The 25,305-nt window shown below is 72.8% G+C and carries 26 protein-coding genes; 13 read left to right on the top strand and 13 right to left on the bottom strand.

Annotated elements, in window-relative coordinates:
- The first annotated feature begins 9 nt into the window (after positions 1-9).
- Both IQ251_RS12875 and IQ251_RS12870 read left to right on the top strand, forming a co-directional pair.
- Entirely contained in the window at positions 10-546 is a 537-nt protein-coding gene (locus IQ251_RS12875; protein WP_193928769.1) for a TrmH family RNA methyltransferase, read from the top strand.
- A gap of 285 nt (positions 547-831) precedes the next feature.
- Complete coding sequence (locus IQ251_RS12870) at positions 832-2,121, top strand: cytochrome P450 (protein ID WP_193928768.1); 1,290 nt, start codon at positions 832-834, stop codon at positions 2,119-2,121.
- Between the two features lie 9 nt (positions 2,122-2,130).
- On the opposite strand, the gene IQ251_RS12865 is transcribed toward IQ251_RS12870, so the two are convergent.
- On the bottom strand, positions 2,131-6,039 hold the full coding sequence (locus IQ251_RS12865; protein ID WP_193928767.1) for a type I polyketide synthase: 3,909 nt from the start codon (positions 6,037-6,039) through the stop codon (positions 2,131-2,133).
- A gap of 827 nt (positions 6,040-6,866) precedes the next feature.
- Here IQ251_RS12865 and IQ251_RS12860 point away from each other — a divergent pair.
- Entirely contained in the window at positions 6,867-7,676 is an 810-nt protein-coding gene (locus IQ251_RS12860; protein WP_193928766.1) for an SAM-dependent methyltransferase, read from the top strand.
- Between the two features lie 18 nt (positions 7,677-7,694).
- Here the strand turns inward: IQ251_RS12860 and IQ251_RS12855 are convergent, their stop codons facing one another.
- Positions 7,695-8,060 carry a DUF779 domain-containing protein gene (locus tag IQ251_RS12855; RefSeq protein WP_193928765.1) on the bottom strand — a complete coding sequence of 122 codons (366 nt, stop codon included), beginning with the start codon at positions 8,058-8,060 and terminating at the stop codon, positions 7,695-7,697.
- The gene (gene exaC / locus IQ251_RS12850; RefSeq protein WP_193928764.1) at positions 8,060-9,583 is read right to left on the bottom strand and encodes an acetaldehyde dehydrogenase ExaC; all 1,524 of its coding nucleotides are present in this window, start codon (positions 9,581-9,583) and stop codon (positions 8,060-8,062) included. Before exaC ends, IQ251_RS12855 begins: the two co-directional genes overlap by 1 nt.
- Positions 9,584-9,662: 79 nt before the next feature.
- Between exaC and IQ251_RS12845 the strand changes: the two genes are divergently transcribed.
- From IQ251_RS12845 to IQ251_RS12835, 3 genes are all read left to right on the top strand, one after another.
- A complete protein-coding gene (locus IQ251_RS12845; RefSeq protein ID WP_370591371.1) occupies positions 9,663-11,231 on the top strand; it encodes a GAF domain-containing protein in 1,569 nt (522 codons plus the stop codon).
- A gap of 104 nt (positions 11,232-11,335) precedes the next feature.
- A complete protein-coding gene (locus tag IQ251_RS12840) occupies positions 11,336-11,677 on the top strand; it encodes a hypothetical protein (protein WP_193928763.1) in 342 nt (113 codons plus the stop codon).
- A gap of 97 nt (positions 11,678-11,774) precedes the next feature.
- Positions 11,775-12,926 carry a M20 family metallopeptidase gene (locus tag IQ251_RS12835; protein ID WP_193928762.1) on the top strand — a complete coding sequence of 384 codons (1,152 nt, stop codon included), beginning with the start codon at positions 11,775-11,777 and terminating at the stop codon, positions 12,924-12,926.
- A gap of 52 nt (positions 12,927-12,978) precedes the next feature.
- On the opposite strand, the gene IQ251_RS12830 is transcribed toward IQ251_RS12835, so the two are convergent.
- The 3 genes from IQ251_RS12830 to IQ251_RS12820 form a co-directional block, all read right to left on the bottom strand.
- A complete protein-coding gene (locus IQ251_RS12830; protein ID WP_193928761.1) occupies positions 12,979-13,497 on the bottom strand; it encodes an RICIN domain-containing protein in 519 nt (172 codons plus the stop codon).
- A gap of 207 nt (positions 13,498-13,704) precedes the next feature.
- Positions 13,705-14,124 carry a PPOX class F420-dependent oxidoreductase gene (locus tag IQ251_RS12825; RefSeq protein ID WP_193928760.1) on the bottom strand — a complete coding sequence of 140 codons (420 nt, stop codon included), beginning with the start codon at positions 14,122-14,124 and terminating at the stop codon, positions 13,705-13,707.
- 351 nt (positions 14,125-14,475) lie between these two features.
- Positions 14,476-15,216 (bottom strand): triose-phosphate isomerase, encoded by a 741-nt coding sequence (locus IQ251_RS12820; RefSeq protein WP_193928759.1) that lies wholly within the window; start codon positions 15,214-15,216, stop codon positions 14,476-14,478.
- Between the two features lie 161 nt (positions 15,217-15,377).
- On the opposite strand from IQ251_RS12820, the gene IQ251_RS12815 reads away from it, so the two are divergent.
- From IQ251_RS12815 to IQ251_RS12800, 4 genes are all read left to right on the top strand, one after another.
- Entirely contained in the window at positions 15,378-15,728 is a 351-nt protein-coding gene (locus IQ251_RS12815) for a cupin domain-containing protein (protein ID WP_193928758.1), read from the top strand.
- 37 nt (positions 15,729-15,765) lie between these two features.
- Positions 15,766-16,452: a nitroreductase family protein gene (locus tag IQ251_RS12810; RefSeq protein WP_193928757.1), complete on the top strand. Its 687-nt coding sequence runs from the start codon at positions 15,766-15,768 to the stop codon at positions 16,450-16,452.
- Positions 16,453-16,500: 48 nt separating this feature from the next.
- A complete protein-coding gene (locus IQ251_RS12805; protein ID WP_193928756.1) occupies positions 16,501-16,938 on the top strand; it encodes an NUDIX hydrolase in 438 nt (145 codons plus the stop codon).
- Positions 16,939-17,017: 79 nt separating this feature from the next.
- Complete coding sequence (locus IQ251_RS12800) at positions 17,018-17,761, top strand: SDR family oxidoreductase (RefSeq protein ID WP_193928755.1); 744 nt, start codon at positions 17,018-17,020, stop codon at positions 17,759-17,761.
- Positions 17,762-17,764: 3 nt separating this feature from the next.
- On the opposite strand, the gene IQ251_RS12795 is transcribed toward IQ251_RS12800, so the two are convergent.
- Together IQ251_RS12795 and IQ251_RS12790 are read right to left on the bottom strand one after the other, a co-directional pair.
- Positions 17,765-18,235 carry an adenylyltransferase/cytidyltransferase family protein gene (locus IQ251_RS12795; protein WP_193928754.1) on the bottom strand — a complete coding sequence of 157 codons (471 nt, stop codon included), beginning with the start codon at positions 18,233-18,235 and terminating at the stop codon, positions 17,765-17,767.
- A gap of 69 nt (positions 18,236-18,304) precedes the next feature.
- Complete coding sequence (locus tag IQ251_RS12790; protein ID WP_193928753.1) at positions 18,305-19,465, bottom strand: VanZ family protein; 1,161 nt, start codon at positions 19,463-19,465, stop codon at positions 18,305-18,307.
- A 337-nt stretch (positions 19,466-19,802) separates the two neighbouring features.
- On the opposite strand from IQ251_RS12790, the gene IQ251_RS12785 reads away from it, so the two are divergent.
- From IQ251_RS12785 to IQ251_RS12775, 3 genes are all read left to right on the top strand, one after another.
- A complete protein-coding gene (locus tag IQ251_RS12785; protein ID WP_193928752.1) occupies positions 19,803-20,243 on the top strand; it encodes an STAS domain-containing protein in 441 nt (146 codons plus the stop codon).
- 172 nt (positions 20,244-20,415) lie between these two features.
- Positions 20,416-21,213: an Rv0361 family membrane protein gene (locus IQ251_RS12780; RefSeq protein ID WP_193928751.1), complete on the top strand. Its 798-nt coding sequence runs from the start codon at positions 20,416-20,418 to the stop codon at positions 21,211-21,213.
- Positions 21,214-21,443: 230 nt separating this feature from the next.
- Positions 21,444-21,821 carry a hypothetical protein gene (locus IQ251_RS12775; RefSeq protein WP_193928750.1) on the top strand — a complete coding sequence of 126 codons (378 nt, stop codon included), beginning with the start codon at positions 21,444-21,446 and terminating at the stop codon, positions 21,819-21,821.
- Here IQ251_RS12775 and IQ251_RS12770 read toward each other — a convergent pair.
- The 5 genes from IQ251_RS12770 to IQ251_RS12750 all read right to left on the bottom strand — a co-directional run bounded on the left by IQ251_RS12770 (position 21,761) and on the right by IQ251_RS12750 (position 25,269).
- The gene (locus tag IQ251_RS12770) at positions 21,761-22,495 is read right to left on the bottom strand and encodes a DUF427 domain-containing protein (protein WP_193928749.1); all 735 of its coding nucleotides are present in this window, start codon (positions 22,493-22,495) and stop codon (positions 21,761-21,763) included. The genes IQ251_RS12775 and IQ251_RS12770 overlap by 61 nt on opposite strands.
- Before the next feature lie 154 nt (positions 22,496-22,649).
- Positions 22,650-23,339, bottom strand: a complete 690-nt coding sequence (locus IQ251_RS12765) for a hypothetical protein (RefSeq protein WP_193928748.1) — start codon at positions 23,337-23,339, stop codon at positions 22,650-22,652.
- Positions 23,336-24,238: an ABC transporter ATP-binding protein gene (locus tag IQ251_RS12760; RefSeq protein WP_193928747.1), complete on the bottom strand. Its 903-nt coding sequence runs from the start codon at positions 24,236-24,238 to the stop codon at positions 23,336-23,338. The genes IQ251_RS12765 and IQ251_RS12760 overlap by 4 nt, the downstream gene beginning before the upstream one ends.
- Positions 24,235-24,594 carry a GntR family transcriptional regulator gene (locus IQ251_RS12755; RefSeq protein ID WP_193928746.1) on the bottom strand — a complete coding sequence of 120 codons (360 nt, stop codon included), beginning with the start codon at positions 24,592-24,594 and terminating at the stop codon, positions 24,235-24,237. Before IQ251_RS12755 ends, IQ251_RS12760 begins: the two co-directional genes overlap by 4 nt.
- Before the next feature lie 522 nt (positions 24,595-25,116).
- A complete protein-coding gene (locus IQ251_RS12750) occupies positions 25,117-25,269 on the bottom strand; it encodes a hypothetical protein (protein ID WP_193928745.1) in 153 nt (50 codons plus the stop codon).
- Between the last annotated feature and the right edge of the window lie 36 nt (positions 25,270-25,305).

Here is a 25,305-nt window from a genome sequence, read left to right as displayed (position 1 = left end):
TGCGAGCGCGTGGAGCCCGACGGCGGCGAACCGGCCCGCGAGAACAGCCCGGGGCGCAGCATCGTCGTGGTGGCGCACAACATCCGTTCCACGCACAACGTGGGATCGCTGCTGCGCACCGGTTCGGTGTTCGCGATCGACCACGTGCACGTGACCGGATTCACCCCATACCCGGCCTACGAGCAGGATCCGCGCGATCCCAAGCTGCGCGACCTGCAGACCCGGCGGCTGGCCAAGGCCGCGGCGGGAGCCGAGCGCACCATGCCGTTCACCCGGCACGAGGACGTGGTCGCGCTGCTGGACGCGCTGCGCGCCGACGGGTACGCGGTCGCTGGTCTGGAGATCGACCCGGCGGCCGTGCCGCTCGGCGAGCACACACCGGGTGGCAAGGTGGCGCTGCTGCTCGGCGACGAGGTGCGCGGGATCGAACCGGAGATGCGCGAGCGCTGCGACGTGCTGCTGCAGATCCCCATGTTCGGCCACAAGGATTCGCTCAACGTCAGCGTCGCCGCGGGGATCGCGCTGTACTCGTTGCGCACGTCCTGAACCCGCGTCCATCGGACGAGTGGAGATCGTCGGCTACGTCCCGTCGACGTCCGGCCACCCGCACGGGGTTGCCGCTTGCGCGGCGGAGTGATCTGCGGTGACCGTCCGTCGTCCGTGCGGCGTGTCAGCCCGGCAAGCAGCGGGCGTTTCCGGCGACCGGGTGGGTGCGCGCACCGCGGGGTCCTATCCGGACGCCGTTGACACCCGATGCGGCCTCGGACAACCTCTCGCCGGTGTGCGGCGGGCCTGCGCCCGACCGGAACGCCGATCAGGAGGGGGACGGGCGTGCTCGCGTCCACATCGGCCATCGAGGACCTGCCGACCGCTCCCGGACGTCTTCCGGGGCTCGGGCACGCCGCGGCGCTGCTGCGGTCCCGGCTGCGGTTCCTGGACTCGCTGCACCGCTGCGGGCCGCTCGTCCGCGTGGACCTGCCCGGCCTGCGCTGCTGGGCGGTGACCAGCCCCGAGCTCGTGCACGAGATCGCCGCGGACGCGGACTCGTTCGGCAGGGGCGTGAGCCTCGCCGAGGAGGAACGCGTCGCCGGGCGGCGCGCGACCGCGGTGCACGGCCGGACCCGCACCGCCTGGTCCGACCCGGCGGCGAGCGGGTGGCTGGACGCGGTGCGCGAGGCGGGCGCGGACATCGCGCGGCGCTGGGCGGACGCACCGCGAGTGGATGTGCTGCGCGCGATGGACGAACTCGTGCTGTCCGCGATCGACCGGGCTGTGCTGGCGGGCAGGCTCGGCCAGCGCGACACCGCCGAGATCCACCGTCTGCTGCCGGACATCCGCCGGGACGCGGTGCTGCGCACCCTGCTGCCGGAGGGGCTCGCGCGGCTGCCGACCGCCACCCACCGCCGGGTCGCGCGCGCGGGCCGGGACCTGCAGTCCCTCGTGGACGATGTGCTGTGCCGCGCGCCCGCCCGGGGCTCGGCGGATCCGATCGCCGCGCTCACCCGCGGCCGGGCGCGCGGCGGTCCGGCGGACCTGCGCCGGGACATCGTGGACACCGTGTTCGCCACCACCTCCGGGACCGCGGCGACGCTGGCTTGGACGTTGCACGAGCTCGCCCGGCGTCCCGAGCTGCAGGACCGGTTGCACCGCGAGCTGGACGAGGTGCTGGACGGCGGGCCCGCGACCGCGGACGTGCTGGATTCGCTCGTGCGCACCCGCCGGATCCTCACCGAGGTGCTGCGCCTGTACGCGGTCCCGCTCGTCGCGCGCCGGTGCCGCCGCGAGGTCGTGCTCGGCGGGGTGCGCTTCCCCGAGGGCAGCGAGCTGTTGTGCAGCCCGCACGCGGTGCACCGCGACCCCGAGCACTACCTGCGTCCCGATCTGTTCGACCCCGACCGGTGGCTGGCCGGGGGAGCCCCGGTCGACGGGGCGTTCCTCCCGTTCGGCACGGGCGGGCAGCGCTGCTCCGGTGACCAGGTGGTGTACCGGGAATGTCTGGTGGCCCTGGCCGCACTGCTGGCGCGCCGACGCGTGGTTCCCGCGGCCGGTGCCCGGGTGCGCACCACGGCGGGCGGCAGCGTCGTGCCCAGCGGGCTCCGGCTCGCGGTGCTGCCCCGCTGAGCGCATCGGTCAGCGCCTGTCGGGCGCGGTGGACCGGGCGCGGATCCGGTCGGCGAGCCTGCGCAGTTGCGCGGAATTCCCGCCGGTGGCCGGGAACGAGTCCCCGAACGTTTCCCAATCGGGGCCGAGGACGGCGCGGCGGACCCGGCGGATCCGGTCGGCGGCGTGGTCGCGGCCGATGTCCTGCTCGCCGCCATCCTCGTCGTCGAGGAGCTCGCCGGTGCGCCGCACCTCGACCCGGGCGCCGAGCCGGGTGAGTTCGGCCAGTCGCCGTTCGCGCTCGGTGTGCGGCCGCGCGAGCAGCACGCTGTGCGCGCCGGAGGTCGTTCCGGTCGCAGAGCTGAACACCTCGTGGTCGGGCACCGCCTCCGCCAGGGCGCTTGCCCACCGGTTCCGCTCCGCCGAACCGGCTGCGGCGCTCGGTTCGGCGCGCAGACCCGCCAGCACGCGCAGTGCGAGCGGGATCGAGTCGGTGTGCACCGCGGTGAGCACACCGCCCGGTGTCAGCAGCCGCGTCGCGCCGCGGATCGTGGCGAGCGGGTCGGCCGCGTGCGGGAGGACGTCGCAGAGGACGACCACATCGGACAGTCGTCCTGATTCGGTTGGTGATTCCGATGTGGAGGGAAGTCCGATTCCGGAATCCCGTAGTACCCGGCCTGTCTCGGCGACCGTGCAGTGCGCACCGGGCACGCCGTGCAGGTGTGCGGCCACGGCGTCGCGGAACCGGTCGGCTCCGGTGGACATGCACAGCACGCGCAGCGGTCGCGGTGCGCGCCGCGCCAGGCCGAGCACCGCCGTCCCGAGCAGCCGCGCCGCGAAGTCCGCGCCGGCCCGGTCCAACACCGCCGCCTCGGCGCGCCCACCGGTACCGCGGGCCTCGGCCGGGCCGGGATCGTGCCCGGACAGCGATCGGTGCACCCGCTGCGCGCCGTCTTCGAGCACATCGACGATCTCCGCCTCCGCCGGGTGGTCGCGGATGATCTCGCGCGCCGCGCGGTCGATATCCTCCCGGCCTCCGGGTGCGCTGCGGAACCGCAGCGCGGAATCCGGTTCCTCGGTGAGCGTTCCTCCGGCGACGAGGAAGGCGAGAACATCGTCCACGCAGGACCGAAGTGCCGGGGTGGCGTCGAGCAGCCGGTGCGCGTCCGCCCGGTGGAACGAGTCCCCGACGGCGGTGCCGAGCCCGGCTGCGCGCAGCAGTTCGCAGACGTGCCGGACCGCGATCCCGTCGAGCGCTCGAAGCAGTGCGCGCTCCCCGCGCAGCACGGGTGCCGCCGCGGTGAGCTCACCGCAGATCTCGCGGAAGTCCTCCGGCCGCACAGCGGGTTCGGTGGGCGCCTCCTCGGCGATGGTGATCCGGCACCGGCGGCTGCGTGCGAGGCGCAGCGTCGTGGGATAGACCGCCGGGTCGAGCCCTTCGGGCACGATCCACGTCGGTTCGGGCGGCTCGGCTTCCGCGAGCCAGTGGCTCGCCGGATCCAGCGGATGCCCGGGCAGCGGGACGCGCACGGCCTCTGGCGGTTCGGGCGCGGACACGTCGGCCCCCCGGCACCACAGAGCGCCGAGCGCGGTGAGGAAGGTGGTTTCGGCCCGGTCCGGCTGCCGCGGATCGGGCGCTGCCGCCACCACGGGGACACCGGGGCCGAGCTGCGCCCGGGCGAATCCGGCGGTGCGCGGCGCGGTGGCCACGAGCACCGGTGTCCCGTCCCGGGAGAGCTCGTCGTGCGCCGTGGTCAGGCACGCGTCGAACCGGACCGGGCGGGCGCAGAGCTCGATCCAGTGCTGCGCGGTGGTGATCTCGGCACCCGCGCGCTGCGCTGTCCGCCCGGACAGCACCGGGATCTCCGGCTCGCGCAGGTGCACGCCCGCGAAGCATTCGGCGAGCTCGTCCAGCACGGGCCGCAGGACATCGGAGTGCGGTGCCGCCGAGATCGGCACCCTGCGGTGCCGCACCCCGGACGCGGCGAGCCGGTGCTCCAGGGCCACGACGTCGTCCGCACGTCCCGCGACCGTGCACGAATCCGGCGCGTTACGGCAGGACAGTGCGAGCGAACCGGTCAGCTGCCCGGTCAGCTCGTCGGGTGCCTGCGCGATCTCGACGGTGGCACCGCCGATCGCGGTGGCCAGCTCTTCGCAGCGCACCACCAGCGGCAGCACGTCGTCGAGGCTGATCACCCCGGCCAGGCAGGCTGCGGTGAACTCGCCCAGCGAATGCCCGAGCAGCAGGCGCGGACGCACTCCGCGGTCCAGCAGTGCGCGGCCGAGCGCGTACTGGGTGGCCACCGCGGCCGCGAACCGCCACGGGCGCTCGCTGTCCCCGCCTTCGTCGAGGATCCAGCGCAGGTCGGTGCCCAGGACCGGGTGCAGGATCCCGGCGGCGCGGTCCAGTTCGGCCCGGTAGGTCGGGTAGCAGCGGGACATCCCGGCGGCGATGCCTTCGTGGTGCTCGCCGGGACCGGAGAACAGCAGCGCCACCGCCGGCTCGCCGCCGCAGTGCACCGGTTCGGCGGTGTGGCGCAGCGCCGATACCGCGTCCTGCGTGCCGGCGGCCACGAGGCTGCGCCGGTACCGCATGCCGGGTCGTCCCGCGCGCAACGTGTGCGCGACATCGCCCAGGTCCGCACCCGGGTGCCGTTCGAGGTGATCGGCCAGCTCAATCCCGCTGCGGTGCAACGCATCGCCGGTGCGCGCGGAGAGCTGCAGCAGGTGCGGACCGGCTGCGGGCTCGCGCGCGGGAGTCGGTGGAGCCTGCTCGACGACGAGGTGCGCGTTCGTCCCGCCGGCGCCCGGGCAGGACACGGCGGCTCGCCGCGGGAACCCGGGCACCGGCCAGTCCACCAGCTCGTGGTTGACGAAGAACGGCCCGGCCGACGGGTCCTCCTCCGGTAGGCGCAGCCGGTTGTCCGCGGGCGGGACGGTCCCGGTGCGTACGGCGAGCACCGCCTTGATCAGGCCTGCGATTCCGGCGGCGGCTTCCAGATGGCCGGTCGGCGGGCGCGCCGTACCCAATGCGCAGTACCCGCGCAGCTCGGTTCCGTCCCGGTACGCGGCGGCCAGCGCGGCGAGCTCGCTCGGGTCGTCCGGTGCCGTTCCGCATCCGTGCGCCTCGACCAGCCCGATGCTTTCCGGCGGCACGCCCGCATCGGCCAACGCGCGCAGCACCACGTCGGACTGGCCGCGGGAGCTCGGTGCCGCGAACCCGGACTTGCGGTGGCCGTCGTTGTTGACCGCCGAACCGCCGATCACCGCCCAGATGGTGTCGCGGTCCTCCAGGGCGTCCTCCAGCCGTTTGAGCAGGATCGCACCTGCACCGCTGCCTGCCGCCGAGCGGTCTTCCCGGTGGCGACCGCGGGGCCGCGGCGGGCTCAGCGAGGCGCCCCCGGCGAGGGCGGCGTCGCAGCGGTGCTCGCGCAGGTCCTGGCAGGCGTAGTGCACGGCGACCAGTGAGGTCGACGAGCCGGTGTGCAGCGAGACGGCCGGACCGGTGAGGTCGAGCTGGTAGGCGGTGCGCGCGGCCAGGGTGGCCGGACTGCAACCCAGGACGCCCGAGAGCCCGTCGACGGGGAGGTGCCCGCTGCGCAGGCGTGGGGCCACGTGGAACGCGAGGTACTCGCTGTGCGCGGCGCCGCCGTAGACGCCGACCGCGCCCGGGAAGCGGGCCGGGTCGCAGCCGGCGTGTTCCAGCGCGCGGTAGCAGCACTCCAGGAAGCGCCGGTGCTGCGGGTCGAGCACTTCGGCTTCGGGGGGACTGATCCCGAAGAAGGCCGCGTCGAACAGCTCCGCGCCGTCATCGGCCGCGGTGTGCGGTGAGCCGCTTCCGGCCAGCAGGGTGGCCCAATAGCCCTCCGGGTCAGGTGCTCCGGGGAACCGGCACGCCATCCCCACCACGGCGATGCGGTCGCGCAGCGGGCCGGTCATCGCGGTGCCCGGCTTTCCGTTTCGGCGGCGGGCGGCGGGGCGGGGGAGCGCGGCGGCCGGTGCTGGGGATCCGCGGGTGGCCCACCCGCGCGGCGGGGACGGTCGGGCATCGGCTCCTTCTTCGTGATCCTGGCGCGGTGCCGGACGTCCGCCCGGAGGAGGGCGGACCGGCATACCTTGGCTGGATCGGCTGCGTGGCGTCAAAACCTTCACCCGGGCGAGTGGCAAGATCAACTTCACCCGCACGGAGACGCCGCAGCACCGCCGGGGGAGCGCTCGCCGGCGGATCCGTCACTCGCCGTCCGCCAATGAGACCGAAATCGCCGCCGCACGAGGGATTTTGGTTCGCGGCGGCCATCCCGGAGCGGAGTTCGGGCCAGGTCGGGGCGGTGGACGAAGCCTCCCCGGTGCGCCCTCCGGTGCTGCTAGCGTGCCGGGCCGACTCCGCACCACGACCGACGAGGAAGCCCGGCTGTGACCAGACGACCGCATGCCGCCCCCGTGCCGCGGGCGCCTGTGCCCAAGCGGCCGCCGAGCCCCGTGGTGCTGGGACGCGGCCGCGGACGGCCCGCACCGGGTCGGTCCACCGATCGCGCGCCGAACCGCAACGACGTCCGAAGTGGATGGAGACCGGTCCTGGTGCCCGCCGCGTGATCTCCGGAGCGGCCCGAACCCATCCGGCCGCTCCTCGGAATTCCCCCGCATTCCCGAACATCTCCGCGCGCCCGTCGGTCGCCGGTCGCCGGGTGGCCCCGTGCGGTCCGTCGAACCAGAGCGCCCGCCGCGCGTCCCGTTGGTGCGCCCGGCCACGTCCCGAGGAGTCCGAGTTGACCGATGAAGCCGTCGAGGGTGCCGACACCGCCGCGCATGTGCGCGTCCTGGCGACAGGGGGCCGCGCCGCGCACCACGGGTGGTTCGACGCGCCCGGCGATCCGCCGACCCTGGCCGAGGCGCAGGACCGGCTGACCGCCGAGGTCGCCCGGCGGCTCGGCATCGGACCGTCCGGGGTGCTGCTGGACGTGGGCTGCGGCGACGGCCGGCCGGCGCTGCTGGTGGCCGCCGAGACCGGCTGCACCGTGCTCGGGCTGGACCTGCGTGAATCCGCGGCGGATGCGGCCCGGGCCGCCGCTGAGGAGTCCGGGCTCAGCGGACAGGCGTCGTTCCACGCGCTGGACATCCACCGCGCGTCGTTCCCGGAATCCTGCGCCGACGCGGTCCTGCTGCTGGAAGCACTGCCCGATCTCGGGGGCGGTGCGCAGGTGCTCGCCCGGCTGCACCACGCCCTGCGCCCCGGCGGGCGGCTGGTGGTGGCCGACCTGTTCGACGATCCCGGGGCGCACGGCGCGGAGTGGTACGAGCGGTTCGCGGCGGTGCGGCCCGGTGCCGTGCCGATGGGCCTGCACGAGCTGCTCCCGCAGCTGCGCCGGTGCGGTTTCGGACTGCTCGACATCGAGGACGCCCAGGAGCGCACCGGCCCGACCCTGGCCGCGCAGGCGCGGGCGCTCGACGACCAGGCGGACCGGATCGCCGCGGAGTCCGGCCCGGCGGCCCTGGCCGATCTGCGCTCCCGGCAGCGCACGCTCGCCGAGGTGCTGGCCGGGCACATGCACTACGCGGTGGTCACCGCCGTCAAATGACCCGGCGGTCCGCGAACGTCAACCCGTCGCGCGGTCGGCTTCGGTCAGCAGCCGCGACCGCACCAGGAACCGGACGCCGTCCGGGGCTTCGAGCGAGAACCCGCCGCCGCGGCCGGGAACCAGGTCGATCGTGAGGTGCGTGTGCTCCCAGTACTCGAACTGGGCGCGCGACATCCACACCGGAACCGGTTCGTCGACGCCGTCCACTGCCAGATCGCCCAGGTGCACATCGGCGTCGCCGGTGAGGAACTCGTCGGCGGGATAGCACATCGGCGAGCTGCCGTCGCAGCACCCACCGGACTGGTGGAACATCAGCGGACCGTGCCGCTGCCGGAGGCGGCGCAGCAGCTGCGCCGCCTCCTCGGTGACCGCGACCCGACCCATCAGAACAGTCCCTGGGCGCTTTCGGAGTAGCTCACCAGCAGGTTCTTCGTCTGCTGGTAGTGGTCGAGCATCATCTTGTGCGTCTCGCGCCCGATGCCGGACTGCTTGTACCCCCCGAACGCCGCGTGCGCCGGGTAGGCGTGATAGTTGTTCACCCACACCCGGCCCGCCTGGATGTCGCGGCCCGCCTTGTGCGCGGTGTTCGCGTTGCGCGACCACACGCCCGCACCGAGGCCGTAGAGCGTGTCGTTGGCGGTCTTGATCGCGTCGGCGTAGTCGTCGAACCGTGCCACGGACACCACCGGCCCGAAGATCTCCTCCTGGAAGACCCGCTGCTTGTTGTGGCCTTCGAAGATCGTGGGTTCCACGTAGTACCCGCCGGACAGCTCGCCGCCGAGGTCGACGCGGTTGCCGCCGGTGACGACCCGCGCGCCCTCCTGCACGCCGATGTCGAGGTAGGACAGGATCTTCTCCAGCTGATCGTTGCTGGCCTGCGCCCCGACCTGGGTGGCGGTGTCCAGCGGATGCCCCTGCACCAGCTGCTGCGTGCGCTGCACCCCGGCCTGCAGGAAGTCGTCGTAGACCCCGGACTGGATCAGCGCCCGGGACGGGCAGGTGCACACTTCGCCCTGGTTGAGGGCGAACATGGTGAAGCCCTCCACGGCCTTGTCGTAGAAGCCGTCCCGTTCGGCGGCGACGTCGTCGAAGAAGATGTTCGGGCTCTTGCCGCCGAGCTCGACGGTGACCGGCACGATGTTCGCGCTGGCGTACTGCAGGATCAGCCGGCCCGTCGTGGTCTCCCCGGTGAAGGCGACCTTGCGCACCCGCGAACTCGACGCCAGCGGTTTGCCCGCCTCGGCGCCGAACCCGTTGACCACGTTGAGCACGCCCGCGGGCAGCAGGTCGGCGATCAGCTCCACGAGCACGTGGATCGACGCGGGCGTCTGCTCGGCCGGCTTGAGCACCACCGCGTTGCCGCCTGCCAGTGCGGGGGCGAGCTTCCAGGTGGCCATCAGCAGCGGGAAGTTCCACGGGATGATCTGGGCGACGACGCCGAGCGGTTCGTGGAAGTGGTAGGCGACCGTGTCCTCGTCGATCTGGGACAGGGTGCCCTCCTGCGCGCGCAGCGCCCCCGCGAAGTACCGGAAGTGGTCCACGGCCAGTGGGATGTCGGCGGCCAGCGCTTCGCGCACCGGTTTGCCGTTCTCCCAGCTCTCGGCCACGGCCAGCTTCTCCAAGTTGGCTTCCATCCGGTCGGCGATGCGCAGCAGGACGGCGGCGCGCTCGGCGGGCGGGGTGCGCCCCCAGGCCGGCGCAGCGCCCTCGGCGGCGTCCAGCGCCCGCTCGACGTCGTCGGCGGTGCCGCGCGCGATCTCGGTGAAGGTCTTGCCGGTGACCGGGGTCGGATTCTCGAAGTACTCGCCGCCGGCCGGGGCGAGGTAGTCCCCGCCGATGAAGTGGTCGTAGCGCGGGCGGTACTCGACGACCGAATCGGCTGCACCCGGCGCTGCGTACAGAGTCATCTTCGACCTCCTGGTGTGCTCGGTTCCCGTCGTGCTCGGCGGGACGGTACGCAGCCGGGGGTTGCATCCGCGTTGCACGATGGCCGGCGGACTGTTGCCCGGCGGGCACCGCGGGTTGGAGGATGTGCGCGTCGGCGTGACCACGGCGCGCACCCGGTCGGTGACGATGAGGCAGAGCCCACCCGGATCAGCGGATCCGCTCGAACAGGCCAGGATGCTGGAGCGCGTGCATGGCGCGGTGCTGTCCGGTGAACCGACGCGGCACCGCCCGCGCGCGGTCGTCTTCGAGTCCTGGCGCCGGTCGCTGCGCGCCCGTGTCGACCCGGACGGCGGCTGCCCACCGGTCTCGGTCGACGGCCGCGCGCTGGACGGGCTGCGCGACACCCATCCGCTCCGCCCGTGGGTGCCGCTGCTGCAACGCACGCTGCTGGACGCGGCCGACGGCGCTGCGCAGATCATGATCATCACCGATGCGGCGGGCAACATCCTGTGGCGGCACGGGGATCCGCACGTGTGCCGGGACGCCGACCGGGTATGCCTGGCCGAGGGGACCCGGTGGGCCGAAGAGGTGATCGGTACCAACGCGATGGGCACCGCGCTGGCCACCGGCGGTCCGGTGCAGATCCACTCGGCGGAACACCTGGTGCGCACCTACCACTCGTGGACCTGCGCGGCCTGCCCGGTGCACGATCCCGAAACCGGCGCGCTGCTGGGTACCGTCGACCTCAGCGGCCCGCTGCGCACCATGCATCCGGCGTTGCCCGCGCTGGTCGCCGCCGCGGCGCGGCTCGTCGAAGGCGAACTGCGGCTGCGCGCGGCCGAACAGGACCGGGCGCTGCGCGAACGTAGCGGCCATCACCTGTCGTCGGCAGTACCGGGAGCGCTGCTGAGCCCGTCCGGCCGCGTGGTGCAGTCGCTCCCGGGCAGTGCGCTGTCCGCCGGCGACCGGGTGGACCTGGACGACCCGGCCGCGGCCACCGGTAGCCCGGACCGCACGGAACTCGACGAGCTGCCCGGCGGATATCTGCTGCGCGTTCGCGGACCCGGGTCCGCGCGGCACGGAGCGCGGCGGCTGGAACTGGGCCTGCTCGGCGAGAATCCGCCCACCGCGCGGATCGGCGGGCGGACGCACCGGCTGAGTCTGCGGCACGCGGAGATCCTCACGGTGCTGGCGCTGCATCCCGGCGGGCTCGACGCCCGGCACCTTGCCTTGTTGCTGCACGGCGAACGGGGAAATCCGGTCACCGTCCGCGCCGAAGTGCACCGGTTGCGCGGCGTGTTGGGCGCCGACGTGCTGCGCACCCGCCCCTACCGGTTGCAGGTGGAGCTGGACAGCGATCTGGCCCGCGCGCGAGGCGCACTGGACCGCGGGCAGGTGGGCACCGCGCTGCGGCTGCGCGCGGGAGATCTGCTGCCGGACTCGGAATCCCCGGCGGTGCGCGACGAACGCGATGAGCTGCGTGCCTGCCTGCGCAGCGCGGTGCTGGACCACGACGTCGTGCAGGACCTCTGGGAGTTCGCGCACAGCACCGCCGGACATGCCGACATCGAGGTGCTGGAGCGGTTGGCCGCGCTGCTCCCGCCGGGATCCGCGCGGCTGGCCCGGGTGCGCAGCAAGCTCGACCGGCTGGTCGATGAGGACCGCTGACCTGCGGACCGGGTGCGCGGCGTGTGGCAGGCTCGGTGGCGAGAACCAGCCGGATCACCCGTCAGGCGCAGTCACTCCTGCTCTGCGGACCGTAAGCTGCTGGGGTGCACTTCGATCGCCGCGGTAACCCCATCGACGAGGACCAGTGGGAAAAGCTCGCCATGGCACCGGGGAACCAGCAGTACCGACGCGTGGCGCGCACCCGCGTCACGGATCCGCGCCGACCGGGGTGGGTGGCGCGCGTCAACACCGACTGGATAGGAATCGACTGCGGTTTCGGGGCCGCACCGCGCCCGCTGATCTTTGAGACGCAGGTCGACGAGTACGACGAGCGCGGGGTCATCGGGCACTGGCCGGACGAGGGGACGGCCGCCGCGGCGCACCGGGCCCAGGTGCAGCGGATCGCCGCGCGCATCCCCGGCGCTGTCGTTGTGGACCTGGAGTGATGCTGCCGACCGGTCCGGCGACGTTCCTGCGCGGCTGCGGCCGAAAGCGCCGGTACGGTGATCCACCGGAGCGAACGAGCGGAAGGGTCCGGGTCTGGTGAAGCCTGCCGAAGCGGTCCGCAAGAGTGCGCAGCAGCAGCTGCCGGAGGTGCTCGCCGATCTGCGGCGGCTCGTCGAATGTGAGACGCCCAGCGGGGACAAGGCCGCGTTGAGCGCCGGTCTGGCCGAGATCGAGCGGTGGCTGGGCGAGCGGCTCGGCGAACCCGCGGTCCGGCACTGCCACGACGGCGGTTCGCGGGGCGATGTGCTCGACCTGACCTACCCGGGGACCGAGCCGGGCGCGGTGCTGCTGCTGTGCCACTACGACACGGTCTGGCCGGTGGGCACGATCGCGGAGTGGCCGCTGGTCGAGGACGGCGACAGGTTGACCGGGCCGGGCTGCCTGGACATGAAACTCGGTGCGGTGCAGGGGGTGTGGGCGCTGCGCCTGCTGCGCGAGCTCGGCATCCCGCACCCGTCGGTGCGGTTGCTGCTCACCGGCGACGAGGAGACCGGCAGTCACGCCTCCCGGCAGCACATCGAACGGGCGTGTGCCGAGGTGCTGGCCACGCTGGTGCTGGAACCGAGCAGGGCGGGCATGGTCAAGACCGGGCGCAAGGGGTTGGGCCTGTTCGACCTGGTGGCGCGCGGTGTCGAGTCGCACGCGGGCCTGGATCCGGAGGCCGGTGCCAGTGCGCTGCACGCCCTGGCGGAGCTCGTCCCGCAGGTGTGCGCCCTGGCCGCGCCGGAGCGCGGGACCACGCTCAACGTCGGCGTGCTCAGCGGTGGGACCGGTCGCAATGTCGTCGCCGGGCGCGCCTCCTGCGAGGTCGACGTCCGGGTGCAGGATCCGGCCGAGATGGCGCGCGTGGAGGCCGGTCTGGCCGCACTGCGCCCCGCCGACGCCCGAGTCGGGCTGGAGTTGTCCGGATCGTGGAACCGGCCGCCGATGAATCCGGGCGGGGCTTCGCAGGTGCTGTTCGAGCGGGCTGAGGAGGTGGCCGCCGATCTCGGCCGCGAACTGGCGGAGACCTCGGTGGGCGGGGTCAGCGACGCGAACTTCGTGTCCGCGCTGGGATTCGGCGTGCTCGACGGGATCGGTGCCGTGGGCGCGGGACCGCACTCGCGCGACGAGCACGTGCTCCCCGCGGAGTCGCCCGCGCAGATCGCGCTGCTGGCGGGGCTGGTCAGCCGGCTGGGCGGCGCCTGACCGAGCCGCAGCGGGCAGAACGCGGCGGCCCGGAGGGGACCGCCGCTGCCGGTCAGCGCCCCGAGGTGAACTCGAAGACACTGTCCGGCGAGTTCTGCACCTGGCTGCGGTCCTTGAGTACCAGCCAGCTGTACCCGGCGGGGTTGAGCTCGGTGACCGTGATGGCCAGGTCCGGGTCGTTCTTGGGCGAGATGACGCCCGCCTCGCTGATGTTCCACTTCTGCATGTCGTCGTGCCGGTCGCAAGGGCGGACCTGCACGTACGCGTCCGGGTTGACCAGGTCGGGCTTGGCGCAGCGGTCGGTCTTGGCGTTCTTGATGGTGACGTAACCGTGGTCCCGGGCCGAGGCCACGATCCACCGGCTGCTGGTGTAGTGCTCGTAGGTACCCGGCCGGACGTTGTCGATGAGCGTTCCGGAGTCGCCGTCCAGCACCCAGCGGGTGTCGTCGTAGGCGTTGGAGATCTGACCGCGGAACAGGATCTTGCCCTGCGCGGCGGCGACCGGTGCTGCCACCAGACTCGTGATCGCCGCGAAAACCGCTGCGATCAGGGAGATGCGGGATGTGTTCATGTCCGTCCTCTTCTGCGAACCGCGTGCTGGGAGGTGATCGAGATCGATCCAGCGGTTTCCTACCAGAGCGAGGACGGCGCAGGACCGGCTTCCACCGCAACGGGTGATCGGGGGACCCGGGGTCAATGCCCCGTTCGCGGGGCGGACGGCGGTCCCGGCGGCGCCGTCCGCCGGGAGACCACCGTCCGCAGTAGACGGATGCGGGTGTCAGCCGGGCTGCTCGTTGTCCTTGAGCGATCCCCACCCGTGCCACCGGTCGACCTCGATCAGCGCGCTGACCCGCGCGCGATCGCGCTGCGGGTACCGGTCGCCGAGGTAGTGGTGTGCGAGCCGGTCGATGTCGGCCAGGCCCGGATCGTCGCGCAGCTCGGTCACCCGGCCGATGATGCTGATGTGCGTGTACCAGTCGCCGTCGTCCAGCACGGTGAGCGTGACGCGCGGGTCGGCCCGCACGTGCTGCACCCGCTTGCGCCCCTCGTCCATGTTGACCAGCACCCGGTCGTCCGCCCAGAGGTACCAGGTGGCCGTGGATACCGGCTGGCCGTCGGAGCGCAGCGTGGTGATGACGGCCGGATTGGGTTTGCGCAGCATCGCGCGCGCCGGCTCGGGCAGCGGTGGTTTCGACATGCGTCCTCCTCGTCGCTGGGTGTGCACGGCGCCCTGATCAGGGACGACCGCGCGGGCACGGCCGCACACTGCCACATCCGCGTCGGACGCGGCCCGGTCGGGGAGTCCACATGCGACGCGCGGAGCCGGCCGCCGGACCGCCCGAGTGCGATGTCGGTCGACATGGCACCTGTTCGGCTGATACCCGCGGCGGGCGGTTCTGCCAACCTCCGAGGCGAGAATCCCGCGCCCCCGACCCGAACCTCCCGACCGGCCGTCCCGTCGCGGGCGGCGGTCCCTGCACGGGCGACCCGGTGCTGATCCGCGGCTGCGGCCGCGCTGGGTCCGGCGCCGCACCGGCTCGCCGGACGCTCACCCCCGGTCGAGCACTTCGCGGAGCACCGCCCGCCGACCCGCGGGGTCGTGCACCACCCGGCCCAGCCCGACCCCGTCCAGCTCCGCTTCGGTGTGCAGCGGGCCGAAGACGCCGGGTGCGACGGCGCCGCCGTAGATCACGCGCAGCGATCCGGATCGTCCGCGCGCGGTGTCCCGCACCGCGCGCACCGCCGCGGCCACGCGCCCGGGATCGGCCGGAGCGCCCGCGCCGACCGTCCACGCGGGTTCGTACATGACCACCAGCGGCGCCCCCTCGTCGAGCCGCTCCAGGACGGCGGCGGTCTGCTCCGCCGCGGTCCGGGCCGCGGCGGCCGGTTCGGTGCGCTCGGCCTCACCCGCGCACAGCAGCGGGACCAGTCCGCAGGAGGCGGCGGCCGCCGCCTTCTCCGCGATGAGGGCGTCGGTCTCGCCGAACAGCGCGCGCCGCTCCTGATGGCCGATCATGACGTGCGTGCAGCCGATCTCGGCGAGCACCTGCGCGGAGGTCTCCCCGGTCGCGTGCCCGCGCGCGACCGGCCAGACATCCTGGGCGCCGAGCGCGATCCCCGTCCCGCGCAGCATCCGCGCCGACCGCTCCAGCAGCGCGGTGGGCAGGAATGCGACGAAACCGGCGCGTGCGGCCAGATCCGCGTCCGCGGCGAGCTCGCGCAGCAGGACCGACAGCTCCTCGGTGCCCAGCTGCGTCTTCGTGTTGGTGCACGTGATGGTCCCGTTCATCGTTTCGCCCTTCTGTCGGCAGTGGTCTTGGTATAAGACAATGCCGGTCATGACAGCGGATTGGCCGATGGTCTTCCGAAAGCTGTTACCGTGTAGGTAGTTTCGAGTTCGAGTCAACTGGAGGCAAGCACGGCGGCGTTGTCGGAGGGGGAACCGTGCACGTGACCAGAGCAGCCGAGGTCGATCGGGAACAGCGGCCCAACGGCCGCGTGGTGACCCCGCTGTCCGACCGGCAGGTGCCGGGCCTGGGTCGGGTCGCCCACCTGCTGGCCACCCACCACCCGCATTTCGCGGAGGACCGGCACTTCCACCGCTGGATGTGCGAGACCTTCTACTTCCTCGACGACGCCGCGTACTGGATCGACGGTCGGACCGAGCACGTCGCGGCCGGTGACCTGGTGGTGATCGAGCCGGGCGAACCGCACGGCGCGCTGCCCGTCCCGCACCAGGTGCGGATCCTCGTGCACCAACTCCCCAAGGTCGACGGGGACAAGCACCCCTGGTCCGGCTGACGCGGGCCGCACCCGATTCGCGGAGGAGCTCACCACCATGGACGGACCGGCGCCCGCAGACGGCGGCGGGTTGACCTGCCGGCAGCTGCTGACCACCACGCGCTCCGTGCGCCGCCGGCTCGACCTGCGGACCCCGGTGGACCTGGATCTGGTGCGGGACAGCCTGCGGATCAGCGCGCAGGCCCCGAACGGCTCCAACGATCAGCCCTGGCACTGGGTGCTGGTCACCGATCCGGACACCCGCCGTGCCCTCGCCGAGTGCTACCGCTCGGCCGCGCGCCCGTACCTGGACGTCATGGCCGAGCAGGCGCGGTCCGATCCCGCCCGCACCGGCGTGTGGCAGGCGTCCGAGCACCTGGCCGAGCACCTGCACGAGGTTCCGGTGCTGCTGGTCCCGTGCTTGGTGGTCGCGCCGGAGGACTTCGCGGATCGCTTCCGCGCCCTCGGCTATCCCGAGCCGGTCGAGCACGCGGCGCACTCGGTGTACTACGGCTCGATCTGGCCGGCGATCTGGAGCGCGATGCTCGCGCTGCGCAGCAACGGCCTGGCCTCGTCGGTGACCTCGTTGCACCTCAACCGCAGCGACGAGGCCGCCGAGGTGCTCGGTCTGCCCGACCACGTGCGCCAAGCCGCCCTGCTGGCCGTGGCCCACCCGCTGGGCAGCCGGTTCCACCCGGCGCCGCGGCGGCCGATCGAGGACGTGCTGCACCACGACCGCTGGTGAGGCGCACCGCGTCCACTCGGTAACCTGCCCTCGGCCGAAGGGGGACGGGTGATCGACCGGCACATCGTCGACGTGCACGTGCTGCTGCTCCGCGACGGGCAGGTGCTGCTGAGCATGCGCCGCGGTGACGCCTACGACGGGATGTGGCACCTGCCGTCCGGCAAGCTCGACGCGGGCGAGGACCTACCCGCGGCCGCGGTGCGCGAAGCCCGCGAGGAGATCGGCGTGCAGCTCGCACCGGACGCGCTGACCCACTGCCACGTGGTGCACGCGGTGGCCCCCGGTGTTCCGGCCCGGATCGGGCACTTCTTCACCGCCCGGCATTGGACCGGCACCCCGGTCAACCGCGAACCGGGCAAGTGCTACCGGCTGGCGTGGTTCCCGCTGGACCGGCTGCCCGCGGGCACGATCGAGTACGCGGCGGCCGGGATCACGGCCTACCGCGCCGGTGACACCGGGCTGACCGCGCTGGGCTGGCCCGGGTGAGCAGGCGGGATCGCGACGGCACCGCGCCGTGCGAAGGTGGGGCAGAGGTCGCCGACGCGAAGACGCAACGGGAGGACGGATGGACGACCGGGGCATCGCCGTGGTCACCGGTGCCGGATCCGGCATCGGCCGGGAAATCAGCCGCGCGCTGCTCGACGAGGGCTACCGGGTGACGCTGGTCGGCAGGCGGGAGCGACCGCTGCGCGACACCGCGGGGCAGCGATCCGGGGCGCTGGTGCTGCCCGGGGATGTCGGCGATCCGCGGTCGGTGGGCGAGGTGTTCGACGCGGTCCGCGACCGGTGGGGCCGGGTGGACCTGCTGGTGAACAACGCGGGCAGCTTCGGGGCGCCCGGCTCGGTCGGCGACCTGGACGCCGCGGACTGGGACGAGGTGGTGCGGGTGAACCTGACCGGCGCGTTCCTGTGCGCCCAGCAGGCTTTCCGGACCATGCGCGACCAGGAACCCCGCGGTGGCCGGATCATCAACAACGGGTCGATCTCCGCGCACAGCCCGCGGCCCGGCACCGTCGGCTACACCGCGACCAAGCACGCGATCAGCGGATTGACGAAATCCGTCGCCCTGGACGGGCGCGCGCACGACATCGCTTGCGGGCAGATCGACATCGGCAACGCGGCCACCGAGATGACCTCCGGCATCGCCACGGGTGCCCCGCAGGCCGACGGGACGGTGCGCCCGGAACCCACGTTCGACGCGCGGCACGTGGCCGAAGCCGTGCTGTACATGGCGGGGCTGCCGCTGTCGGCCACCGTGCAGTCCATGACGGTCACCGCTACCGCGATGCCGTTCCTCGGCCGCGGCTGACCGTCACGGCCCGGTGGCGCGCAGCCGGGCCAGCAGGTGGCTCGTGGAGCGCTCGGGCAGCAGCCGCAGCTCGACGACCTCGGCACCGAGCAGGTCTGCGCCGCGGATCTTGGCCGCGCGGTGGGGATCGCCTTCGGTGAACCCCAGGACCGCGGGAGCCAGCGGTGCCAGTAGCCGCGCGTAGTCCTCCGCCCCGCTGATCCGCGCGGGGCCGCTGATCGCGAACACGGCCGCGACGCTGCGCAGTTCGGCGAGCACCGCTGCGCGGTCGGCGACCGGGTTGATCGGGCGCCCGGGTCCCTTGCCGGCGCGCACCCGCTCGTCGGACTCCACGCCGACCAGCACCGGGCGCCCGGTGCCGGCCAGTCCGCGCAGGAAGTCGACGTGCCCGCGGTGCAGCAGGTCGAACACGCCGGTGGTCACGACCGCGCCGGCCGTGCGCGGCCCGGCCAACCACCCGAGTTCGAGGTCCATGCCGCTCCTCGCGCCGCCATCCGTCCGCCCGATCGCATTGTCCGCGTCCGGCCGCCGCTGCGCGCGCTCTCAGGCGGGGACCGGTTCGGTGGGCTGGGCGACAGGCCCGCGCACCGCGCGGTTGTCGGTCACCCGCAGCCCGGAGAGCGCACCGGAGAGACCGTGGCGGGTCAGCATGATGCCCACCGCCGAGACCACCAGCACGATCCCGGTCGCAGTGGGCAGCGCCGGGGCGGATTCCTCCAGCGCCCCGGTGACCAGGAACAGCAGCCAGAACCCGCCGATGCCCAGTGCGCTGCGCAGCAGTCGGGCCGCCCGGCGCGGGCGCGCACCCGCCCGGGTGCGAAAGGTCAACCGGACCGCCCGCTGTCCCGGACTTGCCCCGCTGCCCACCAGCGGTGCCAGCACGCACAGCAGCACCCACGGCAGCCAGTACTCGACGAATCCGATGAGTTCGTGCCCGGGCACCGATTCGACCGGATTCGCCTGCGCGGCGAACAGCCCGCCGTCCGCGGCGAGGATGCCGAGCCGGTAGACCGTGCCGAGCAGCACGCCGGTGAGGTTGATCAGCAGCAGGTCGCAGACCGCGCCGAGCAGGCGCCGTGCGGCGGTGACCGGTCGGGCGCGGGACGGATCGGGATCGGAGACGCGCTGGCCCGGGACGAGGCGCAGCAGCGGCGCCAGCAGGGCGCCCAGCAGCGCACCGGAGCCGTTGGCGAGCAGGTCGTCCACGTCGAACAGCCGGTACGGGCAGGGGTACAGGAACCAGATCCCGGTGCCCTGCGTGCTTTCCACGAACAACGACACGCCCGCGCCCAGCAGTGCGGCGGCGGGCACCGAGCGGCCGCCGAGGTGCCGCACGAGCATGCCGAACGGGACGAACAGGGCGACGTTGAGCAGGATTTGGGTCAGCGCGGGGTCGCGCAGCACGGCCGCCAGCCCGTCGGAGGCGGGTGAGCGCACCATGTCGTCGAGGAACCGCAGCGGTGCCCACTGCGGAGTGGTGCCGTGCCGAGCGCAGAATCCCGGCGACACCTGGGGGAAGGGCACCAGCACGTACGCGGCCAGCGCGAGCGCGTAGAGCAGTGCGACGCCGGCCAGCCCTACGTGGCCCGCGCCGAGCTCGCCGCGGCGCCGGTGCTGGCGTGCCACGTAGGGCACGAACAGCACGACGGCCGCGACGGCGGCGACCGCTGCGGCCAGCAGCGCCGGGAGCAGCTGGGGGTGCACGGGATCCTCCTGGTCGCGAACGCGCGCGGGTGCGCGGTTCCGAGCGGGGTGGGGCGGAGCGGGCGGCGTCGCAGCTCCACCCGGATCTTCTCATCGACGTTCCGGCGGCCGGATCGGGCCGCCCTGCACCGGTCCGGTCGGTTGGTTGCGCAGCGCGACCGGGTTCGTCACCCGCCCGGGCGACTCTGTCGAGCAGGGGTCCGCCATGCGCACGGTTCGTGTTGTGACCGTTATTAAAGGTCATATTCGCAGGTCAGCGCCATATCTGTCGTAGCGTGGAGGACGTCCTCGGCGGCGGAGGTTCGCCGGGGCCAGGTGATCGGTGTGGAGGTATTGGATGTTCGACGAGCAGGCTGCCGACGGTCGGATTCCCGCGCCGCGAGCGGCGATCGTTCCCGGTGGCGGGACGCTCAGGCTGCGCGCGCACAGCCCGGCGCCCGGGGTGCTGGCCATCGAGGCCGACGGCGTGCTGGACATCAACGCCGCGACCGGGTTCGGCGAGTGGCTGCGGGCGCGCATGGTGCCCGGGGCGCAGACCGTCGTGCTGGACCTGTCCGGCCTGACGTTCCTGTCCACGCACGGGGTCGTGGCCCTGTTGGAGGCCGGGCACCGGTCGCTGATGTGCGGGGTGCGGCTCGTGCTGGTCACCGGCAACCGGGTCGTCGACCAGCTGCTGGGGCTGCTCGATGTCGCCGACCGGTTCGACTACGCGTCCGATGTGGCCGAGTTCGCCGTTTCCGAGCGGCCTTCCGGCGCCCCGGCCCCGGGTCCGGCGTGATCTCGGGGGTCGCTCGTGCGGGCGAGGTCGTGCCCGAGATCGGGTCCGTGCCCAGGCGGTGCGGCCCGGGCGGTGGGAAATCGGTGATCGCGAATCCGCGTGCCGGTGGAAATTGCAGTGCTGTGTCAAGTACACATGGGAGTGGGACAACACCAACCCAAGAAAGGCCAGCATGACCTCTCCACCCCAGGGACCCGGCCAGGAAGGCTCGGACGAGCCTCGGGAGCCGCGGGACGACCAGCCGCAGGCGGGTGCGTCCGGTGAACCGCAGGACGGGTCCGCAGCGGCCGCCGGCGACGGCGCCGGTGAGTCCAGCGCGGAGGATGCCGGCGCCGCGGACCGGACATCTTCGGAGGACTCTTCTGCCGAGACCGCCGGGCGGTCCGGCGAGCACGTAGCCGGTGCCGAGGAACCGACCACCGTGCACGACCTCTCGGCGACGCAGAAATTCTCCGCGCAGCACGGCAACGGACCGGGCGACCAGGCGGGACACCCCGCAGCCCAGGATCCGGCCACCAGTGGGGAACCCGGGCGCAAGAAGAGCAAGAAGCCCGCGGTGATCATCGGCGTGGTCGCGGCCGCCGTGATCATCCTCGGCGGTGCCGGTGCGGCGGCCTACGTGTTCCTCGGCGGCAATTCCGCGCAGGAAGCGGCCGAGCGCTACGTGGAACTGTCCTCCCGCGAGACCCAGGACCCGAAGAGCGTGCACGCCGAGGACTACCGCGCCGTGGTGTGCTCGCAGGCGATGCCGCAGATCGAGCAGGTCCAGCAGGAGAAGGACCAGTTCCTGCAGCAGGCGGGCCCGGAGGAGCTCGAACAGCTCAAGCAGGTCAAGACGACCCTCAAGGGCGTCGAGGAGAACGGCGACACCGGGACGGCCAAGATCGAGACCTCCATGCCGGAGGTCGAGCCGCAGTCCGTCGACCTGAAGCTCGTCAAGGAAGAGGGCGACTGGAAGCTCTGCGGCTGACCGCCGCTTCCGGACGCCGCGACCGGCCCGCATCTCGAACCGGGGTGTGGGCCGGACGTGTGCCGCGCGGCGGGAGTCTCCCCGCCCGCCGGATTTTCAGCATCTGAACGATCCCCCGTGGACGGGCTCCGCAGCGGGGCGCAGGCTCGTACTCGGGCGGTGCTGCGACCCGCCCGGTGCGGGAGGTGCGGGTGCGGACTGCGGTGCGGGCGCGCGGAGCCCATCGGCGCGTGCGCCGGCCGGTGGGAGCGGGGAACGGCTTGTGGCCGTACCCGGAGGTGCTCGGGCTGCGCAGCCTGGCCAACCAGGGCTGGGTGCTGCGCGAGCTCGGCGGCGAGCGGGGCCTGCTCGGGGGCTTCCGGTGGCGCTGCGCCGAGGACCTGCTGTGGGTGCCGGGGCGCGACCACGCGTTCGCCTGCCGCGTGGTGCGCAGCACCGGTGCGGTCGTCTGGGAGGTTCCGGGCACGCTGGCCCGGGTGCTCGCCGAGCTGCACGCGCTGCCCTTCCCCGGGCACCCGCGCGCTCCGCACTGCTGCGGGGTCGCCGATCAGGACCGCGGGTGTTCCTGCGGCATCCCGTCCACGGACAGGTCGATCCGTTCGTCGTAGAAGCAGACGAGCCCGGCGATCTTCTGCGATTCCGGTAGCGGTGTCCGGTAGCACCACGCCGCGTCGCGGTGCTCGGCCCCGTCGACCACCAGGTCCCAGTAGGTCGCCGCGCCCTTGTACGGGCAGTGCGTCCGGGTGTCCGACGGACGCAGCAGATCGGTGCGCACGTCCGTCTGCGGCAGGTAGTAGCGCGGGGGCAGCCCCGTCTCGTGCAGCACGTGGGGCCGGACCGAATCGGCCACGACGACGTCCTCGGCGCGGACCACCACGTGCCGCGAGGAAGCGAGCACGTCCACCCGCTTGTACGGATCGCGCGGATGCGTGTAGACGGGCTCGTCCTCCTCGAACCACTGCTGCATCGCGGCCCATTCCAGCCGCACCAGTGGATCGCGCCCACCGGAGGGCGCCTCGAAGCGCACCGCTGCGCCCGGCGCCGTCGCCCCGCGCACCGACACGTCGCACACGGTTCCGCCGCCCATCCCCGGTACCCGCTGCGTCGCGCCGGTCGGTTCCAGTTGGGCGCGCACCGATTCGGCGGGCAGGTAGTACGTCGGGTAGTAGGGGTGTTCCCACACCAGCAGCGGGTTCCTGCTGTCGGCGACGACCTGGCCGGCCAGATGCGCGCGGACCCGCTTGGCCGAACCCTCCACCCGGACCTGCCCGGTGTCGTCCATCGCCGCTCCTCCCGATCACCGCCGCGGGTTCGCGTCCGAAAACCGCGGCGATCACGATGGTTTCGATGCTCGCGCGCTTCTCGGCTCTCGGTGCGACCGATTGTCGTGGCGCGGCGGGCGTGGTGCAGGGCGGGACGTGCCCGCCCTGCACCGGTCAGGGTGTGGTGCGACGCAGCACGAGGTACCCGCCACCGGCCAGCAGCGCGGCCAGCAGCACCGGGTAACCGATGGTCAGCGTGGCGACCGGCTGCGCGAGGATCCAGGTCCCGAACGGCCCCCACCACTGCTGCAGCGTCATCAGCACCGAGCCCCCACCGAGCACGATCAGCGCCGCGGCGGTGACGGTGAACATGCCGGTGTTGCCCCAGCGCTTGGTGAGCGTGCCGATGAAGATGCCCAGGAACGACATGAGCAGCAGCGGTCCCGCGTAGCTCAGCAGTCGCAGCACCGGGCCGAGCTCCTGCAGGTACGGCAGGTCGAAGAAGGTCATCTGCACGCCCCAGCCGCCGGTGGCGCGTTCGATCAGCGCCAGGACGAGCAGCACCGCGCCGTAGACCAGCGCCTCGGCCACGGCGCGGCCGGCGGTCGCCGCGAAGAACATGCGGCGGGTGACGCTGAGCCCCAGGGAGAACGGGAAGTGCTCGCGGACGATCATCAGCGCGGCGACGAACACGAATATGTACAATGTGGACAATCCGCCCGTGGTTGCCGACTCCTCGTCCCGAAGCAGCGCGAAGATCGCGAGGTTGATCGCCATCGACAGCGCCAGGATCAGCCATGGCAGCGCGATCGAGCTGACCGGGGTCAGCAGTTGGACGCGGGCGATGTTGAGCACGCGGTTCATGAGCGGGTCCCCTCGGAAGCCGTGCCGCCCGGCGACGGCGCGGTGGTGTGCACGATGAGTTGCTGCAGCGAGACCGGTTCGAAGTCGAGCCCGCGCGATTCGGCCGCCTCCCGTTCGGCCGGCGGAACCTCGCCGCGCACCGTCGCCCGCGCGGTCCCCCCGAGCTGCTCGCGGCGCAGAACCGTCCGGCCGCCGGCTAGCTCGTCGACCAGCGTCGCCGGGCCGCTGAACGTCACCGCGTCGCCGCGCAACCGGTCGGTGGCGTCGTCGAGCACGACCCTGCCCGCGTCGATCGCCACCACGTGCTCGATCAGGTCGGCGGCCTCGTCGATGAGGTGCGTGGAAAGCAGTACGGTGCGCGGGTTCTCGGCGTAGTCGGCCAGCAGTCGGTCGTAGAACAGCTGCCGGGACACCGCGTCCAGCCCGAGGTAGGGTTCGTCGAAGAACGTCAGCGGAGCCCTGGAGGCCAGTCCGATGACTACGCCCAGCGCGGAGAACATCCCGCGGGACAGCTTCTTGATGGGCCGGTCGGTGGGCAGCTGGAAATCGGCCAGCAGGGCCTCGGCGTAGGGGCCGTCCCAGCGCGGGAACAGCATCGCCGCCGCGCGCAGGGCGTGCCGCACCTTGAAGTTGTCCGGGTACTTCTGGCCTTCGCGGATGAAGCACATCTGCCGCAGCACGCGCTCGTTCTCGAACGGGTGCTCGCCGAACACCTCGGCGGTGCCGCTGTCCGCGATGATCTGGCCGGAGAGCACCTGCATGAGCGTCGTCTTGCCCGCGCCGTTGCGCCCGAGCAACCCGGTGATCGTGTGTTCCGGTACGCGGACGTCCACGTCCTGCAGCGCGGCGGTACCGCCGAAGTGCTTGGTGACGCCCCGTGTGCGCAGTGCGGTACTCATGATCCGTGCCCCCAGTCGTCGATCATCTTCTTGAGCTCGTCCGCGGACAGGCCGAGCTTGCGGGCTTCGGCCATCAGCGGGCGCAGGTACTCCTGCGCGAATTGCTCGCGGTGCTTGTAGCGCAGCTTCTCGGTGGAGCCCGCGGCGATGAACATCCCGATCCCCCGCCTCTTGTAAACGATCCCGTCGGCGACCAGCTGGTTGATCCCCTTGGCCGCGGTGGCCGGGTTGATCCGGTGGAAGGCCGCCAGCTCGTTGGTGGACGGCACCTGCTGCTCCTCCTGCAGCGAGCCGTCCAGGATCGAGTTCTCGATCTGCTCGGCGATCTGCAGGAACAGCGGCCGCCCCTCGTCCATCACGTCGACCCCGCCGCTGCGCTGCGGTACCGGCCGGGTCGATGCGACCGCGCACACCCCCGGTCGGCGCGCGGACGATCGGCTCGTCGGTAAGCTGGTTCATTACTCATGTAATGAACTATCCAACCAGCTGCGCCGTGCGTCAAGCCCCGGGGAGCCGGGGAACGGACGTCCGGGTCTCTGCGCTGGGAAATCGGGAAGGCTGGGGGTTCGCGAGGTTGACGAGCGTCGACTCCCGGGAGGCGCGCAGCGGCGCACGCGGTGGATGAGCGCGCACGAGCTCCGGTGCGGTTCGGCCGGTACCGACTCGGTACACCGGGCGGGCCTGCCGCCGGGCGCGGAGAGCTATCGCGCGGCGGAGCTCGTCCCGTTCACCGTGCGGAGGCGCCGAGCTCCAGGAATCCGCAGGGGGTGATCACTCCGGGAGGTCTCGTGTCCTGCGGCCGCACGAACCGCGGTTCGCGTGCGGAATGGCGGGTGCGTCGGCCTCTGGCGAGCAGAGGCCGGGCTCCACTTCGGACGTCACCGCCCCGTCGGTCGGAGGCCGCGGGACACCAGGTGCACCACGGTCGACTTCAGGTTCTTGCCCCCATCGTCGACGACATCGGTGAACATCACCAGCCCCATGGCCAACACCATCAGAAACGCCACGATCACCACGAACACGGTTCTCACACCCCTTTCGTTGAGGTGATCGCCGGTAGCGCCGAT

The organism is Saccharopolyspora montiporae, assembly GCF_015209505.1.
GTDB classification, from domain to species: Bacteria; Actinomycetota; Actinomycetes; order Mycobacteriales; family Pseudonocardiaceae; genus Saccharopolyspora; species Saccharopolyspora montiporae.
This window is presented reverse-complemented; position numbering and strand designations above follow the sequence as displayed.